19 protein-coding genes and 1 pseudogene are annotated in these 14,944 nt (G+C 65.5%); 11 read left to right on the top strand and 9 right to left on the bottom strand.

The annotated features are described in order from the left end of the window. From WS91_RS37635 to WS91_RS26530, 8 genes and pseudogenes are all read right to left on the bottom strand, one after another. Window positions 1-316 (bottom strand): annotated as a pseudogene (locus tag WS91_RS37635) (hypothetical protein); the annotation flags it as partial. Window positions 317-411: 95 nt separating this feature from the next. Continuing rightward, the gene (locus tag WS91_RS26565) at window positions 412-744 is read right to left on the bottom strand and encodes a hypothetical protein (protein ID WP_059576390.1); all 333 of its coding nucleotides are present in this window, start codon (window positions 742-744) and stop codon (window positions 412-414) included. Next, on the bottom strand, window positions 741-1,079 hold the full coding sequence (locus WS91_RS26560; protein ID WP_038743412.1) for a hypothetical protein: 339 nt from the start codon (window positions 1,077-1,079) through the stop codon (window positions 741-743). The genes WS91_RS26565 and WS91_RS26560 overlap by 4 nt, the downstream gene beginning before the upstream one ends. Next, on the bottom strand, window positions 1,076-1,678 hold the full coding sequence (locus WS91_RS26555; protein WP_059576392.1) for a hypothetical protein: 603 nt from the start codon (window positions 1,676-1,678) through the stop codon (window positions 1,076-1,078). Before WS91_RS26555 ends, WS91_RS26560 begins: the two co-directional genes overlap by 4 nt. Continuing rightward, a complete protein-coding gene (locus WS91_RS26550) occupies window positions 1,675-2,283 on the bottom strand; it encodes a transglycosylase SLT domain-containing protein (protein ID WP_059576497.1) in 609 nt (202 codons plus the stop codon). Before WS91_RS26550 ends, WS91_RS26555 begins: the two co-directional genes overlap by 4 nt. A gap of 2 nt (window positions 2,284-2,285) precedes the next feature. Then, entirely contained in the window at window positions 2,286-2,633 is a 348-nt protein-coding gene (locus WS91_RS26545; RefSeq protein WP_059642371.1) for a putative holin, read from the bottom strand. Window positions 2,634-3,238: 605 nt separating this feature from the next. Further along, entirely contained in the window at window positions 3,239-4,078 is an 840-nt protein-coding gene (locus tag WS91_RS26535; RefSeq protein ID WP_059671327.1) for a hypothetical protein, read from the bottom strand. 65 nt (window positions 4,079-4,143) lie between these two features. Continuing rightward, entirely contained in the window at window positions 4,144-4,602 is a 459-nt protein-coding gene (locus WS91_RS26530) for a helix-turn-helix domain-containing protein (RefSeq protein ID WP_156440037.1), read from the bottom strand. 100 nt (window positions 4,603-4,702) lie between these two features. Between WS91_RS26530 and WS91_RS26525 the strand changes: the two genes are divergently transcribed. The 11 genes from WS91_RS26525 to WS91_RS26475 all read left to right on the top strand — a co-directional run bounded on the left by WS91_RS26525 (window position 4,703) and on the right by WS91_RS26475 (window position 14,076). Further along, window positions 4,703-4,945 (top strand): DNA-binding protein, encoded by a 243-nt coding sequence (locus tag WS91_RS26525; RefSeq protein ID WP_038743404.1) that lies wholly within the window; start codon window positions 4,703-4,705, stop codon window positions 4,943-4,945. Window positions 4,946-4,991: 46 nt separating this feature from the next. Further along, complete coding sequence (locus WS91_RS36410; RefSeq protein WP_156432513.1) at window positions 4,992-5,450, top strand: hypothetical protein; 459 nt, start codon at window positions 4,992-4,994, stop codon at window positions 5,448-5,450. Next, window positions 5,447-5,758, top strand: a complete 312-nt coding sequence (locus WS91_RS26515) for a helix-turn-helix domain-containing protein (RefSeq protein ID WP_038743842.1) — start codon at window positions 5,447-5,449, stop codon at window positions 5,756-5,758. Before WS91_RS36410 ends, WS91_RS26515 begins: the two co-directional genes overlap by 4 nt. A gap of 13 nt (window positions 5,759-5,771) precedes the next feature. Then, on the top strand, window positions 5,772-6,875 hold the full coding sequence (locus WS91_RS26510) for a DUF3102 domain-containing protein (RefSeq protein ID WP_231752103.1): 1,104 nt from the start codon (window positions 5,772-5,774) through the stop codon (window positions 6,873-6,875). Between the two features lie 13 nt (window positions 6,876-6,888). After that, window positions 6,889-8,688, top strand: a complete 1,800-nt coding sequence (locus WS91_RS26505; protein ID WP_059642378.1) for a DDE-type integrase/transposase/recombinase — start codon at window positions 6,889-6,891, stop codon at window positions 8,686-8,688. Further along, window positions 8,685-9,962 (top strand): ExeA family protein, encoded by a 1,278-nt coding sequence (locus WS91_RS26500; RefSeq protein ID WP_156432511.1) that lies wholly within the window; start codon window positions 8,685-8,687, stop codon window positions 9,960-9,962. Before WS91_RS26505 ends, WS91_RS26500 begins: the two co-directional genes overlap by 4 nt. A gap of 1 nt (window position 9,963) precedes the next feature. Next, window positions 9,964-10,326, top strand: a complete 363-nt coding sequence (locus WS91_RS26495) for a hypothetical protein (RefSeq protein ID WP_052144968.1) — start codon at window positions 9,964-9,966, stop codon at window positions 10,324-10,326. Window positions 10,327-10,399: 73 nt separating this feature from the next. Then, window positions 10,400-11,014: a DUF3164 family protein gene (locus WS91_RS26490; protein WP_059576413.1), complete on the top strand. Its 615-nt coding sequence runs from the start codon at window positions 10,400-10,402 to the stop codon at window positions 11,012-11,014. A 196-nt stretch (window positions 11,015-11,210) separates the two neighbouring features. Then, the gene (locus WS91_RS26485) at window positions 11,211-11,567 is read left to right on the top strand and encodes a Mor transcription activator family protein (protein ID WP_038743397.1); all 357 of its coding nucleotides are present in this window, start codon (window positions 11,211-11,213) and stop codon (window positions 11,565-11,567) included. A gap of 492 nt (window positions 11,568-12,059) precedes the next feature. Then, window positions 12,060-13,367 (top strand): hypothetical protein, encoded by a 1,308-nt coding sequence (locus WS91_RS26480; RefSeq protein WP_059671326.1) that lies wholly within the window; start codon window positions 12,060-12,062, stop codon window positions 13,365-13,367. A 61-nt stretch (window positions 13,368-13,428) separates the two neighbouring features. Then, on the top strand, window positions 13,429-14,076 hold the full coding sequence (locus WS91_RS26475) for a 2OG-Fe(II) oxygenase (protein ID WP_059576419.1): 648 nt from the start codon (window positions 13,429-13,431) through the stop codon (window positions 14,074-14,076). A 68-nt stretch (window positions 14,077-14,144) separates the two neighbouring features. Here WS91_RS26475 and WS91_RS26470 read toward each other — a convergent pair whose 3' ends face one another. Next, a complete protein-coding gene (locus WS91_RS26470; protein ID WP_038743391.1) occupies window positions 14,145-14,759 on the bottom strand; it encodes a GNAT family N-acetyltransferase in 615 nt (204 codons plus the stop codon). Window positions 14,760-14,944: the final 185 nt, after the last annotated feature.

Genomic DNA, 14,944 nt, shown 5'->3' with positions numbered 1-14,944 from the left:
GGCGTTCGGCGTTCGGCGTTCGGCGTTCGGCGTTCGGCGTTCGGCGTTCGGTGTTCGGTGTTCGGTGTTCGGCGTTCGGCGTTCGGCGTTCGGCGTTCGGCGTTCGGCGCTCGACGTTCGACGTTCGACGTTCGACGTTCGACGTTCGACGTTCGACGTTCGACGTTCGACGTTCGACGTTCGGCGCTCGACGTTCGACGTTCGGCGTTCGACGTTCGGCGTTCGGCGCGCGCGCCGCCGAAGTTCGCTCCTCAGTGCGCGACGGCAAATATCCCGATACCAAAACACGGAGCACATGCCGCGACTCGCAAAGCACGGAGTACTGATCACGAATCACTAGGCACGAAGCACAATTCACGAAGCACCCGACACGAATCCGCCACCGCCTCACCGCCCACCGCCCACCGCCCGTCACTGATTCCAATACTTGACCGGCCGGGCGATCCCCGGCTCGCAATCGATCGTGTATTCGGCGACGTCGACGCCATAGCGCGTCAGATCGCTCCACCAGCGCCCGGACGGCTCCTTGCGCAGCCGCACGAGCACGCGATCGGCGAGGTAGTCGAGCTCCTTGCGGACTTCGATCGGCGTGACGTCCGGGTAGATCGAGCGCATCGTCGCCTGCACGACGTCCTCGGCAACCTCTTCCGGCCGCGCGTTGTACAGCGCGAGAATCAGGTGCCAGCGCAGCGTCTCGCGGCGCACCTTCGCATGATCGATGCCGAGCGGCGCGCAATGCGTCATGACATCCCCCGCAATTGCAGGTTCTCGATCTTCAAGGCGACCGCGTCGAGCTTCGCTTCGATGACGGTCTGATTGCGCACGTAATCCTCGCGCCGCACGTATTGCAACGGCAGATCCGCCTGAAACTTCAGGAAATCGCGCTCGAGACGCGCGACGTTGTCGGTCTGACGGCCGATCTGCTCGAGCAACATTCGCAGTTGTTCCTCCTGCTTCTGATCGCGATCGGCCTGGTGCCGCTCGATCTGCACGAACAACGCCTTGCCCGCCGCGGCCAGCAGCCCGACGAACGTCGCGAGCATCGACGCCAATTGCCAGAATTCCACTTGCAGCGTCACTGCCCGCTCCCCTCGAGCCAGTCGATCAATGTGTTCAGTTGTGCTTCGATGTTTCGGCTGCGTCGCGCGTTGTCGACGTGGTTGGCGAGGACGTCGTCCGCGCGTACCCCGGAGTCAGCGTCGTCGGCGGAGCCGGCCGGCGCAGCAGCTCCGGCGGCAGGATCGGCCTCGGGCAGACGGGCGGCGTCGCGGCCGGCTGCGGCGTTCCACACGCCGACAAAGCCGTCGGTAAAAACGCAGCGAGGCAGAGCCTCAGGACGCGCATCCGGCGTCGGGCGGTATTGGCGGGTGACACGGGCGATTCTCCGTTTCAATGCGTCGGCTTCGAGCGCGTGATGCGCGTTTGCGGTGAAGAGATCGGCGGCGAGGCGGTTCGCGCGCAGCGTGCCTTCGCGCTCCTGCGCGCGGGCGCTTTCGGCGGCATCGCGCAGCGCGTCGGCATGCCGGCGCTCGACGGCGGCGAGCTTCGCGTCGGCCGCGCGCGCGCCGGCGCGCTGCCCGTTGACGTAGCCCGTCGCGCCGGCGACGAGCGCGCTCGCGGCCGACGCGACGACGAGCGCGCCGAGCCCGCCGCGCGCGAACGAAATCGGCCGGCTCATGCGCAGGCTCCCGGCCCGAAGCCCGCGCCGATGTAGCGTGGCTCGAACGTGTGCAGGATCGCGCGCGGGTAGCCGCGGTTCTCGCGAAACGCAGCCGCGCCGCGGCCGGCGTTGAAACGCTCGACGTGGCCGAACCAGCGGCCGCGATTCGCGCCGCCCGCGACGGCCGCGCGTTGATCGCGATACACCCAGCCGAGCCCGCCGTTGTACGCGGACAACGTCATCGCGGCGCGCTCGCAGCGGCCGTCGGCTTCGATCCGGTCCCACAGGTAGCGGTCGTAGCGCACGAGCGCGCGGATCGACCACGACGGGTTGAACGGCTGCGCGTCGCCGAGCTCGGCGCGATAGAGGCCCGCGAGCCATTGCGTCGTGGACGGCATGAACTGCGTCATCCCCTGCGCGCCGACCGGGCTGACCGCGTCCGGACGCCATCTGCTCTCCTGATGAATCTGCGCGGCGAACGCCGACACGGGCGCGCCGAGCCCCCACACCGCGCGCGCGTTGCGCGTGAGCTCGGCGCGATAGGCGTATGCATTCGCGGGAATCTGCGCGCAGGTTGCGGCGGGCGCGCACAGCAGCGCCGCGATCAGGAACGTCGCGCGCATCGTCACAGGCCCAGCGCGACGCCGATCACGACGCCGACGACGATCAGCGCGCGGCGCAGCATCGCCGCGGCGAACACGCGCTCGTAGCCGGCGACGATCTTGTAATCGGCGCCGAGCGATTCGCCGCTCGCGCCGTGGCGCCAATCGGCCTGCAGATAGCTGTCCGGGCGCGCATACGGAAAGAGCCCGCGATCGAGCCAGTACGCGACGACGGCCGCGAGGCTCACGAGGCTCAGCTTGTAGAGCGACACGGGCAGTTGCTGCGGGGAAATCGATGCGATCACCGCGATCAGCGCGATCGCGGCGATGACCCAGCTCGTGAGCCGAGGAAAGCGTCTGGTGAATGGCATCGGCCTCTCCCGAAAATGAACATGCCGCCATGATCGGCGGCATGTCGGGACAGGTCTTTTAATCGGCTTTATTTAGCGCGCGGCGCGTTCGGGCGAATGCGTCGCAAAGCGTTGTCGAATCGTCGCTCGATTCGATTCGCGGGAAATGCGTGTTGGGACCGCGATCCGATTCAATTCGTTCAGTTCGGCTGATTTCTTTCGTTTTCTGCTTCGGTTCGATTCTTTGGTGCGACGCTTTGGGACGATGCTTCGCTCGATGCCGTCGGTTGTTGCTGCGATTTAATGCGTCGATTTAATGCTTCGATTCGCGGTCTCGATTCTCGGTCTCGATTCACCGCCTCGATTCACCGCCTCGATTCGCCGCTTCACTTCGATGGGTCAGTTCGATGTTCCGGCTCATTACGCCGATTAGGCACTTCCATTCGCCGCCTCGAATCCACGCTCCGCTCCAACACCCCGATTCGGCCCGATCGTTCGCTCGTCGACGCGACGCTCAGCGCCGGTTCGGCATTTCGGTCCGCACTCGCTTCGCGCGATGGCCACCGCTACCGCCGCCATCGCCATCGCCATCGCCATCGCCGACGCCGACGCCGACGCCACCGCCATCACCGCCGCGCGACGCGGCTCGGCCGGAGCGTCTGCCACTCCGGCAAGCTGCCGGCGGGCGTTCGAACGCATTCGATATCCGGCGCGGACGGATTGTCGATGATGCTGCCGACCGCATACGACTTGCCTTCGAACATGCAGCCCGTCGATTCCGTGCGCAGCGCGTGCAGCGCACTCGCCGCGTCGCTCGCCTTGTAGCCGAAAAACGCGATGGCGAGCGCAGCGGCGCCGAGCACGCCGACCGCAACCTTCATGTTGAAGCGCGCCGACGCCGCGTCGCGACGGTTCGCGTCGCAGTGCGGACAAGCGGCGGGATGAACGGAGGAAAACGCATCGGGCGGCCGGCTCGGCGCGAACGCGGCGGAAGCGGCCGCGGCGGCCGAAGCCGCGAACGCGGTGGGCGCGGCGTACGCGACCGGAGCCGCGGCGCAAGCAGCGGGCGACGCCGCATGCTGCGTGACCGACTGCGCGGCCGACTGCGCGACGGCCGGCGCAACCGGCTGCGCAACCGGCTGCGCAACGGCCTGCGCTGACGGCGGCGCGGCGGCGGGCGCTTGCTTGGCGGGCGTCTGCGTCGCGCGCCCGAGCCACTCGACGAGATACTCCTCGACGTCGATGTACGCGCCCTTCAGGATCAGCCGCGCCTTGCGCGCGCCGGCCCGCGCCAGCACCTTGCGCCACACTTCGAGCGGCTCCTCCTCGGTGACCTCGACGATGCGCTGGACGAGCTGCGCGATCATCCGCTTCTGATGCTGCGTGACGTACTCGACGCGCTCCTCGCGCTCGCCGAACTGCACGTTCACGACGTTGCTGTTCGTAATCGGCGTTCCGTGACTCACCGAATCGCCGATGTGAACCTGATCTACGTTGGCCCCGAAACTGATTTTTCTTGTTGATTCTTCGTTCATTTTTTCTTGCGTGGTGGTTTGGTGGGTGTGGTGGTTACGTTGAAAGCGTGACTCCCTCCCGCGACGGTATTGTTCTGCCCGATCGTCGCGCTGCCGAAATCGATCGCGAACTTCGGCCCCGCCTCCGGCAGCGCGCCCGCCGTCAGTGCGCCGATCGCGGCCGATTTCACCGCGAGCGGCGCGGCCCGGTACTTCTCGATCAGCTCGATCTCGTCACGGGTCAGCCCGGCGCTCGAGCGCACGCCCGTAATCACGTACTGCGCGTCCACGCCCTCGGCCGCGACGAGGTTCAGATACGCGGCGTCCGGCGTGCTCTCGCCCTTCTCGTAGGTGATCTGCGCGCGCTTCGACACACCACCCAATGCGGCGAAATCGGTCTGGCTCTTCGCCAGGCGCTCGCGCTCTTCCTTCAGCCGAGCGCCGATCTCTGATTTCTGCACATCAACCCCTTGCAAGGTGCAGATTTCTGCACCATAATTCATTCACACCGTCACACGACGAACGGCAATCGAGTCGGCACCTGCCCGTGCCGACGGCCCCTTGCGAGGAGCATCCATGAAACTGCGCACCGCCGCCGAAGCTCGCGCCGAGCTTCAATCGAAAGGCGTTTCGATCACCCAATGGGCGATCGCCAATCAATTTTCTCCCAATCTCGTTTTCGAGGTGCTCGGCGGCCGCAAGAAATGCATTCGCGGCCAGGCGCACGACATCGCGGTGAAGCTCGGCCTCAAGGCGGGCGAGATCTGCGCCGATCCCGCGACGGCGCTCGCGCCCATTCACCGGCGCGCCGCCGCATAACCCTTCAGCGCCAAAAGCCGCTGCGGCGGCCCGCACTCAAGCCGCGATGCGCGCGGCCGCCGCCGTGCGTCGCGCGTTGCGCTGCGTGATCCGAACCGTGCCGGCGCATGCCGCGATGGCCGTCTCATTCAATACACATCGCATGCACATTCGCCGCGCCTCGAACCGATTGCTCGCCAAATTCCGAAACGCAATGACACTCCATCACCTGAAGATTAACCGTTTTCGATTCCATTGGCTGCAAATGCGTTGCATCGATGTCAAACGAATCGATTTCGTTACGCCGATTTTCGACGCGAATGGCGCATTTCGCCCGCGGCCGCACCGCGCTAAATACGCGGCGCGGCGCGATTTCAAACGCATTTTCGATTTCGATAAAAAGCGCCAAACGATTGCCGATCGCCCGAAAGCGGCCACTGGATGCGCGGCGCGCGGTGTGATAAGCGCGAACGGCGGCGCGTCGTTCGCCGCATGGACCGCAGCGCCGACGGGAGCCGCCCGATGAGCGCCGGCACGACGACCACCACCAAATCGGCCGAGAAAGTGCTCGAAGTCCTGAACGTCCTGCTCGGCCACTTCGCGCACGGCTTGACGCCCGGCGAGCTCGCGAAGGCGACGCGCCTGTCGCCGTCGAACATCACGCGCTACGTCGCGACGCTCGAAGAAACCGGCTTCGCCGAACGCATTCCGGAGACTGGCCGCATCCGGCCTTCGGTGCGGTTCGCGCAACACGCGGTCGCGATCGCGCAGAGCTTGAACGCCGCGCGACATCGCCTCGATGAACTGGCCAGCCGCCTGGCCGCCCCACGCTAAGGAGTCCATGACAATGGCACGCAAACCTTCCGCCGTCGCGCCGCAGCCCGTCGTCGTGACGGATGCCGACACCCCCGCCCTTCCCGCAATGGCCGCGGCGTCGAACGCGCTCGCCGCGCATTCGGCCGCCGTCGCCGAGCAGTTCGGCGACGGGCTGCCGTACGAGCGCGCCCGCGTCGTCAACGAAGCGCGCTTCTACATGGCGCAGAGCGCCGAGGCGATGCTCGAAGCGGGCAAGCGCCTGATCCTTCTGAAGGAGAACGAACCGCATGGCGATTTCACGCGCATCGTCGAAGAGCAGCTCGGGCTCGCGCCGCAGGTGGCGCGGCGGATGATGCAGGCATCGGTGAAGTTTCTCGGCGCGGAGCACGGCGGCGCGAAGCGCTCAGCGCTGAGCGTTCTGGGCAAGACCAAGCTGTACGAGCTGATGGTGCTCGACGACGACGAGCTCGACGTGCTCGCCGACGGCGGCACGGTTGCGGGCCTCGCGCAGGACGACATCGACCGGATGACGACCCGCGAGCTGCGCGCCGCGCTGCGCGAAGCGCGCGAGAACGCCGACGCGCAGGCGCGCCTGCTCGCCGACAAGAACGGCAAGCTCGACGAGCTCGCCGCGAAGCTGACGAGCAAGGCGACGCACGTGAAGCGCGCGACGCCCGACGAAACGGCCGCGCAGATCCGCGGCGAGGCGAGCGCGATCGCGTTCGAGGCCGAATCGGTCGTCCGCGGCCAGCTGCGCGCGGCGTTCGACACGCTCGCGCGGCACGCGCAAACGCACGGCACGCCGCACGACGACTTCATGGCCGGCTTGCTCGGGCAGATCCAGCTCGCGCTGAATCAGCTGCGCAGCGACTTCGGCGTGAAATCGGCGGCCGACGGCGACGACATGCCGGAATGGCTGCGCGGAGCGGATGCGGATTTCGAGGGCGAGGGCTACGCCGATGCCGATGTCGATGTCGATGTCGATGTCGATGCTGATGCCAACACCAACACCAACACCAACGCCAACGCCGACGCCGACGCCGACGCCAAAAGCGACGCCAGCATAGCCGCGCACGTCGACAGCCCCGTCGACAGCCCCGCCGTCGACTCAGCCGCCCTCTCCACCGCGCAATGACGAGGCCCCCGCGATGAACGCCGTATTGACCGAACGCATCGTGTCCGTCGCACGAGCCGCGCGCGCGGCGGGCCACGGCAACAAGCATGCGATCTACGAAGCCGCGTGCCGCGAGCTCGGCCTGTCGCGCGCGACGCTGATGCGCAAGCTGAAGGCCGTCACGGTGACGCCGCCGCGCAAGCGCCGCGCCGACGCAGGCCGCAGCGCGCTGACGCGCGCCGAGGCGATGACGATCTCCGCGCTGCTGATCGAATCGACGCGCAAGAACGGCAAGCGGCTGTATTCGATCGCCGACGCGGTCGAAACGCTGCGCGCGAACGGCATGATCCGCGCCGAATCGCTCGACGAATCGACGGGCGAGCTGCGCCCGTTGTCCGACAGCGCGATCCAGCGCGCGCTGCGCACGTACGGCGTGCATCCGGACCAGTTGCTCGCGCCCGCGCCCGTCACCGAGCTCGCGAGCCGCCATCCGAATCACGTCTGGCAGATCGACGCGAGCCTGTGCGTGCTGTATTACCTGAAGCCCGCCGCCGATCCGCGCGCGAACGGCCTGCGCGTGATGGATCATTCGGCGTTCTACAAAAATAAGCCGCGCAACGTCGCGCGCATCGCGGCCGATCGCGTGTGGAGCTACGAGATCACCGATCACGCGAGCGGCTGGATCTACGTCGAATACGTGCTCGGCGCGGAGTCCGGCGAGAACCTGTGCTCGACGCTCATCAACGCGATGCAGGAACGCGGCGGCGCCGACTTGATGCACGGCGTGCCGCGCTTCCTGATGCTCGATGCAGGCGCCGCGAACACCGCCGCGATGACGCGCAACCTGTGCCGCGCGCTCGGCATCGAACTCGTCGTCCACAAGGTCGGCAACGCACGTGCGACGGGGCAAGTCGAGAACGCGCGCAACCTCATCGAACGCAAGTTCGAGCCGGGCCTGAAGTTTCAGCCGGTCAACAGCCTCGACGAGCTCAACGCGCTCGCCAGGCGCTGGCGAATGCATTTCAACGCGACCGCGACGCACGGCCGGCACGGCTCGACGCGCAGCCACGCGTGGCTGCGGATCACCGCGCGGCAGCTCGTCAACGCGCCTTCGCTCGACATCTGCCGCGAGCTCGCGGTCGCCGCGCCGGAGAGCCGCAAGGTCACGCCGAAGCTGCGCGTGTCGTTGCGCGGCGTCGAGTACGACGTGTCGGCGGTGCCGGGCGTGATGGTGGGCGAGAAGCTGATGGTCACGCGCAACCCGTGGCGCGACGACGCCGCGCAAATCGTGCTGACCGGCGACGACGGCCGCGAGACGTACTTCGTCGTGCCCGAAGTCGCGCGCGACGCGCTCGGCTTCGCAACCGATGCGGCCGTGATCGGCGAATCGTTCCGGCGCCATGCCGACACGCCCGCGCAGCGCGCGGTCGACGAGATCGAGCGGCTCGTGTCCGGAGCGCACACCCGCGCCGACGCGAAAGCGCGGCGCCGCGCGAAGGCGCTGCCGTTCGGCGGCCGCCTCGATCCGTACAAGCACATCGACGACGACGCGCTCCCGACTTACCTGCCGCGTCGCGGCACCGAGCACGAACTTGCCGCGCCGCGCGTCGCGCACGCGCCGCTGTCGCTCGTCGACGCGGCGATGCGAATCAAGCCGCGCATCGAGGCCGCCGGCGCGACATGGAGCGCCGAGCGCTTCCGCTGGCTGCAGCAGCGCTTTCCGAACGGCGTTCCGCAGGACCGGCTCGATGCGATCGTCGCCGAGCTCATCGGGCCGCGCTCGGATCTGCATCAGCCGCTGCAGATCGTGCGCACCTCGGCCGGGGGGCGATGATGCTCAAGCTCAAGAACGTATTGCAGCGCATCGGCTGCAAGCAGGCCGATCTCGCCGCGCACATCGGCCTGTCGCAGGCGACGGTCGCGCAGATCGTCAACCATGGCGCGTGGCCGAAGAGTTTCAACGCCGACGCGCTGCGCCGCCGGATTCTCGACTATCTGCGCCAGCGCGGCGTGCTCGAAGCCGCACTCGCCGACGCGTTCGATTCGGCGAGCGATTCGATGCGAGACGGCATGGCCGGACACGCGGCGGCCGGCGCGGCGTTCTCCTCTTGCAACTCGTCGCGCAACTCGTCGCACTTCTCATCGCACGCTTCGTCGCGCCGTTCGCCACGCGACGACACCGATCTCAACCAGGAGGATTCGATGCTACTGCGCAAACAAGCGCTGACGCCCGCCGCGCGCAAACACTTCGGCCTGTTTCGCGATCCGTTCCAGGACGACGTTCGTTCGCACGACGACATGTACCTGAGCCCCGACATCCGCCACGTGCGCGAGGCGATGTTTCAGACTGCGAAGCATGGCGGAATGCTCGCCGTCGTCGCGGAATCCGGTGCGGGCAAGACCACGCTGATGCGCGATCTCGAAGACCGGATCACGCGCGAGAATCAGCCGGTTCTGCTCATCAAGCCGTACGTGCTCGCAATGGAGGACAGCGATCGCAAAGGCAAGACACTAAAAGCGACGCACATCGCCGAGGCGATCGTCACGGCCGTCGCGCCGCTCGAGAAACTCAGGAGCAGCCCGCAGGCCCGCTTCGCGCAACTGCATCGCGCGCTCGAGGACAGCCACGCGGCCGGCGGCCGGCACTGCCTCGTGATCGACGAGGCGCACGCGCTGCCGATCGCGACGCTCAAGCACCTGAAGCGTTTCTTCGAACTCGAATCGGGCTTCGCGAAGCTGCTGTCGATCGTCCTGATCGGGCAGCCGGAGCTGAAAATCAAGCTGTCCGAGCGCAACCAGGATGTTCGCGAAATCGTTCAGCGATGCGAAATGATCGAGTTGCCGCCGCTCGACCGCGCGCGGCTCGACGAGTATCTGGCCTTCAAGCTTGGCCGGCTCGACAAGCGGGTTGGCGACGTGATTGACGCGGGCGGCGTCGACGCGCTGCGCGGGCGGCTGACGATCGCGAGCGACCGCCGCCGCGAGCGCGCCGACACGATCTCGCTGCTGTATCCGCTCGCGGTCGGCAATCTGCTGACCGCGGCGATGAATCTCGCGGCGGGGCTCGGCGTGCCGGTCGTCACGGCCGACGTGATCAAAGGGATCTGACATGAACGCCCGATTGCAAACGCAACGGCCGTCGCTCGAAACGGCCGCACCGCACGAGCCCGCGCCAGCGCGTGCCACGCCGGAAAACGCACGCGTGCTCGACGCCGATTTCGTCGCCCGCCTCACGCTGCTCAACGCGAGCGCACGCGCGCTGCGCGGCCTCGGCTATCGCGTGTTCGACGAGGATGCATTGCCGCGCGACGGCGGACGGCCGACGATCCGCATCGGACCGTCGTCGCGCGCGGCCTCGGTCGACACGCTGCGCGGGCATGCCAACGGCGTGTCGATCGAGCGCCGCGACGGGCGCGGCTTCGCCTGCGTCGACTTCATGGGCGTGCGGGTGACGTGGGAAGTGACAGTGTGACGACATCGCCGAAGAAACGAACGCGCCGCGTCCACTGACGCGACGCACACGAAAACAAGCAAGGAGTGAAGCAATGGAACAAAGGATTCCGAATGGTTATTGGAAAGACGCAAAAGGCTGCCTCGTCCCGGAAAACATGATCAAGCCGCTTGATCGCGAACGCGACCGGCTCGTGCGCGAGCTCGTCGACGAGGCGCGGCGCGTATCGCGCACGCTCGCCGAGCTGAAGACGCGGATCTTCGGCGACGTGGCGGCCTTCGTCGACATGTCGGCCGAAACGTACCAGGCCAAGCTCGGCGGCAAGAAAGGCAACGTCACGCTGTATTCGTTCGACGGCCGTTATCGCATTCAGCGCGCGATCCAGGACCGGATCGCATTCGACGAGCGGCTGCAGGCCGCGAAAGCGCTGATCGACGCGTGCCTGCACGACTGGACGACCGATGCGCGCCCGGAGATCCAGGCAATCGTCGCGCAGGCGTTCGCGACCGACAAGGAAGGCCAGATCAACACCGGCCGCGTGCTCGCGCTGCGCCGGCTCGACATCGCGGACGCGCGGTGGCAGGACGCGATGACGGCGATCGGCGAGGCGTTGCAGGTAATCGGCAGCCGCTCGTACGTGCGGATCTACGAGCGTATCGGCGATACCGAGCAGTACGAACAGATTCCGCTCGACATCGCCGGCGTGTAGGAACGGGATCGACGAGGACGGCGCCGTCGGGCGGCGGCGGGTGCCGTCAGGCGGCGGCGCCGGGCGTGTGGGCGCTTGGGCGCTTGGGTGCTTGGGTGCTTGGGTGCTTGGGTGCTTGGGTGCTTGGGTGCTCGGGCGCTCGGGCGCTTGAACGCATGATTGCTTGCCGGGATGAAACGGTTCGAATGGAGGCTGTATGAAGGCGGATTTCAAGAGCAAGGGGCCGGAGCTGCTGGTCGACCTTGCGCAACATGTGTCGGTGGCGCTCAAGGAGCTGGCGGCGATGAAGACGGACGAGGCCGATCAGCTCGGCCGGGAGATCGCCGACAGGATGGCGGCGCATTGGGGCGGACAAAACGTGTATTTCCCGATGGGGGTGTCGTACAAGCTGTCGCAGCGCGACCGCAGGATTTACGACGAGTTTCGCGGCGACAATCACGGCGAGCTCGCGCGAAAGTACGGCGTGTCGATTCAGTGGATCTACAAGATCATCAAGGCGGTCGGACGCGAGGAGACGGCCGCGCGGCAGAAGCGGCTGTTTTCCGATCGATGAGGCGTGGCGATGCGGCGAGCCGGGGGCTGGGAAATCGGGCGGGGGTTGGGAAATCGGCGGTTTTGGTTTTGGTTTTGGTGCGGCGGTTGCGGCAGGCGGTACGGAATTGCGCGAGGCCGAGCTTCGCGGCGTGGCCGGGGCGGTGGTTGGGGTGATTATGTCGCGAGGGTGTGGTGGGTTGTTGCGCGGGGGGGCAGTCAACCCGCGCTGCAATCGCGCCGATCGCGCCCTCCGCGACACCGCCCTAGATCTCGGTCGCGTCGCACCCATTCGGCACAACGGCATATGCACACGCCATTCCTCATTCAAAAACGTGTCGCGCCGGTTTCTTTAAATAGAATTCTCACCTTGAACAAGAAAATCTGGCAGCATAATGATTCGCCTTCTATGCCTCACTATTAGAAATAGGCTTCCCCAAATTATCGGCATCCGATAATACGCTGCCGATATTCGGTGAAATATCGATAACGCACCCAGTCGATAAAGCGAACCATGTTCGAATCATTCAACAAAGACGTGATTGCCGCGTTTATTAGAAACAAACGCAAGATCATCGAAAATGGGGCCACTCGACAAGTACGGACGCTGCTGGACGACATCGGCGCGGTGGCCTTCCGCCTGCTGCCCCATCCGCTCCTGTTTCCCGCCGAAGACTTCGACATGCTCGCCCGAATCGCGCGTGATCTGCTGTCCGCTCAAAACAAGATCGCGCGTCATCTTTGCCGACATCGCTCACGGGCGGACATCCTCCAGCAATTCTCGCTCAGCGACGCGCTGATGCCTTACGTCGACTGGGAGGAACTGGAAGCCGGCAGCCGCCGGGTAACGCGCGTCGACATCCTCCCCTTGCCGGATGGCTATGCAGTTTGCGAATTGAATTTCTCGGCGGCGGTCGGGGGAGCCGAACTGTTCGACTGCTATCGCCGGTTCATGCAAGCGGCCGGCTGGCCGGCTGTCGCGCTCGACGGTTCCCCTTATACAAATCTGCGCTCGCTGTACGAGGACAGCATCGCGTCTTTGGGTATCGATCGAGTGGTCCTCCTCGATTGGAGTTCGCACGCCGCCCGCGGATATGCCTCGCCCGAACTTGCCCGTCGGTACCTTGCGGGCATGGCGAGCGATATACCGATCGAAGTTCATACGGAATTGACTTATCCGTCGAAGTGGCTGGGCGACGGCAACGGCATTCTGATTCACCGGAATTTCGTCTATGACGACATGACGGTGAACATCGATAAATTCCATGCAATTCACCGCAGCGGCGCAAAATTTTCCAACGGGCTGGAAGCCGAGTTGCTAATGAACAAGACATGGCTCGCGCTGTTATGCGACGAGCGTTTTCACACGCTCCTCGACGACGACGAGATCGCCGCGATCCGAAACTATATCCCGCATACCTTTCGACTCGACGAAAGCACGCTCGCCGATACGTTGGCCCGCAAAGACGAATGGGTGTTCAAACTGAATGTTTCTTATGGAGGCGTCGACGTGATGATCGGCAGAGATCATTCGGCCGGCGCGCTCGCCAATCGATTGCGGAAAAAAGGCGTGGCAAACTGGATTTGCCAGGCTTTCCGCGAGGTGGCGACGATTCGCCATCCTTTCGACGAAACCTTTGTCGCAGCCGAACACAAGCCAGTGCTGGGAATGTATCTCCACCGCGACAAGGCGAGCGGCATGGTGCTACGCTCGAATCGCTTTTCGAGCGTGGTCAATGCGGGCAGCGGCGCGGGAGTTCACTGGGCGGCCGTCGCCACTCGAGCAGAAAAGGAAGCCGTTCTCGCGGCACTGGACGCTTAGCCTCAACGTGAACCGAACATTTGCGTATCGAACCGCCAACGACAACAACCGGGAGAAGCGCATGGACACAGCCGAACTGCATTTCCGTAACAACGAAGGAGGAATGGCCGATTACGTCACGCAGTTGAGGGACGTGGGAACCGTGATGCTTCCCGCCTATGTGGCCTTCGACGCGCACGAGCTAACGCGCATCGACCAGTTGCAAGCCCAAATGCCGGAGGAATCCGTGACCGCCGGCGACGCCGGCGACACGCACGACATCTATGTCCGGCGCATCATGCTCGACCGGGCCGGCGAGCTTCCTCAACTCGTCAACCGGCCCTACTCCGACCAGATCCTGGACATTCTCACCGACGCCCGGCGCACGCGATTCTTCGGCGACATGTTCGCCACGCGCGCCGAGTACTTCATCCGGCGATGCCAGATCAACCGGATGGTGAAGGACTCCTTCATCGGCATCCACCTCGACGCGGCAAGCAATCCGGACTACGAATTTTCGGTCGTCATTCAGCTCGGCAATAAGTTCGAGGGCGGCGAATTCGTGGTTCATCCGGAAGGCCGGCCGTTGAACGTCTTCGCGCCGACTTACGGCACGGTCATCGTCACGAACTGCATGCACCGGCACGAAGTCAGAACGGTGCGCACGAACGAGCGCACGTCGCTGGTCTATTTTTACTCGCGCCACGACAAAGCCAACCGGCGCGCATGACCGGGCGACGCCGCTGGTGAGCCGACAGCAGGCAAAGCCGATCGCCGGGCTTCGCCGTCGTCTGCGTACTATGCCGGCCTGTCCCGGTCGGAAACCGCAATCGTCGGCCGATCGTTCCGATTCCGTGGCTCGCACGCCGGCCGCTCGAATAGCAGAATCGGCTGGCCTTTGTATTCGGTAGCGGCTATCTCCCGATAACCGAACTCGCCGGCCAGTCGAATGCAAAAGCGATTTTCAGGGCCGATCAGGCAAACGGTGCGCCGCGCCGCCAAGTGCTCGTCCGCCCAATCCAGCACCGCATACAACGCTTCGCGCGCGACACCTGTCCCCCACGCGGCGGGGGACAGCGCGCCGCCCAATTCCGGCACATTGTCGAGCGCGGGAACGATATCGCGCTTGGCATCGGCAAAGCCCAGTTCGCCGATGAAACGCCCGGTCTGCTTTTCGTGAACCGTCCAGTAACCGAAGCCCAGCAATCGCCAATGCCCGACATAGCGCAATAGGCGAAACCAGCACTCTTCCATCGTGTACGGCTCCTCGCGTATCAAGCGCGTCACGTCGGGATCGGCCCATAGTGCCCGGCTGCTGTCGAAGTCGTCCAGGCGATGGCCGGACAGGATCAAGCGAACCGTCTCGATAACCGGCGCGGATCGGCCGACGGCGCCGTCGACATGCTCTTGCATGATTCCACCTCTCGCAACTTGGCTGCTCCGATCCGATTGGAAACCCGCGCGTTTCGATCGCGGCTCGACGTCAGTTCCGGCGAACCGCCAATCGCACATCGTATTCGCGATGACTGATCGAGCGTCGCCGATCAGCCGTCACAACCTCTCCGACGGTCAAACCTTAGGCGATCCGCTGTCCTCGT

The sequence above is a fragment of the Burkholderia sp. MSMB1498 genome, from assembly GCF_001526245.1.
Classification (GTDB): Bacteria; Pseudomonadota; Gammaproteobacteria; order Burkholderiales; family Burkholderiaceae; genus Burkholderia; species Burkholderia savannae.
The sequence above is the reverse complement of the archived record's forward strand: the minus strand, read 5'-3'. Positions and strand labels throughout refer to the sequence as shown.

Bases quoted from the DNA above. Each gene is read 5' to 3' on its own strand.
- WS91_RS26510 (WP_231752103.1), top strand. From the start codon at position 5,772: ATGGCACGCAAACCTTCCGCCGTCGCGCCGCAGCCCGTCGTCGTGACG.
- WS91_RS36410 (WP_156432513.1), top strand. From the start codon at position 4,992: ATGCGCGCGGCCGCCGCCGTGCGTCGCGCGTTGCGCTGCGTGATCCGA.
- WS91_RS26550 (WP_059576497.1), bottom strand. From the start codon at position 2,283: ATGCGCGCGACGTTCCTGATCGCGGCGCTGCTGTGCGCGCCCGCCGCA.
- WS91_RS26500 (WP_156432511.1), top strand. From the start codon at position 8,685: ATGATGCTCAAGCTCAAGAACGTATTGCAGCGCATCGGCTGCAAGCAG.
- WS91_RS26505 (WP_059642378.1), top strand. From the start codon at position 6,889: ATGAACGCCGTATTGACCGAACGCATCGTGTCCGTCGCACGAGCCGCG.
- WS91_RS26470 (WP_038743391.1), bottom strand. From the start codon at position 14,759: ATGCAAGAGCATGTCGACGGCGCCGTCGGCCGATCCGCGCCGGTTATC.
- WS91_RS26480 (WP_059671326.1), top strand. From the start codon at position 12,060: ATGTTCGAATCATTCAACAAAGACGTGATTGCCGCGTTTATTAGAAAC.
- WS91_RS26495 (WP_052144968.1), top strand. From the start codon at position 9,964: ATGAACGCCCGATTGCAAACGCAACGGCCGTCGCTCGAAACGGCCGCA.
- WS91_RS26485 (WP_038743397.1), top strand. From the start codon at position 11,211: ATGAAGGCGGATTTCAAGAGCAAGGGGCCGGAGCTGCTGGTCGACCTT.
- WS91_RS26545 (WP_059642371.1), bottom strand. From the start codon at position 2,633: ATGCCATTCACCAGACGCTTTCCTCGGCTCACGAGCTGGGTCATCGCC.
- WS91_RS26515 (WP_038743842.1), top strand. From the start codon at position 5,447: ATGAGCGCCGGCACGACGACCACCACCAAATCGGCCGAGAAAGTGCTC.
- WS91_RS26555 (WP_059576392.1), bottom strand. From the start codon at position 1,678: ATGAGCCGGCCGATTTCGTTCGCGCGCGGCGGGCTCGGCGCGCTCGTC.
- WS91_RS26565 (WP_059576390.1), bottom strand. From the start codon at position 744: ATGACGCATTGCGCGCCGCTCGGCATCGATCATGCGAAGGTGCGCCGC.
- WS91_RS26525 (WP_038743404.1), top strand. From the start codon at position 4,703: ATGAAACTGCGCACCGCCGCCGAAGCTCGCGCCGAGCTTCAATCGAAA.
- WS91_RS26490 (WP_059576413.1), top strand. From the start codon at position 10,400: ATGGAACAAAGGATTCCGAATGGTTATTGGAAAGACGCAAAAGGCTGC.
- WS91_RS26475 (WP_059576419.1), top strand. From the start codon at position 13,429: ATGGACACAGCCGAACTGCATTTCCGTAACAACGAAGGAGGAATGGCC.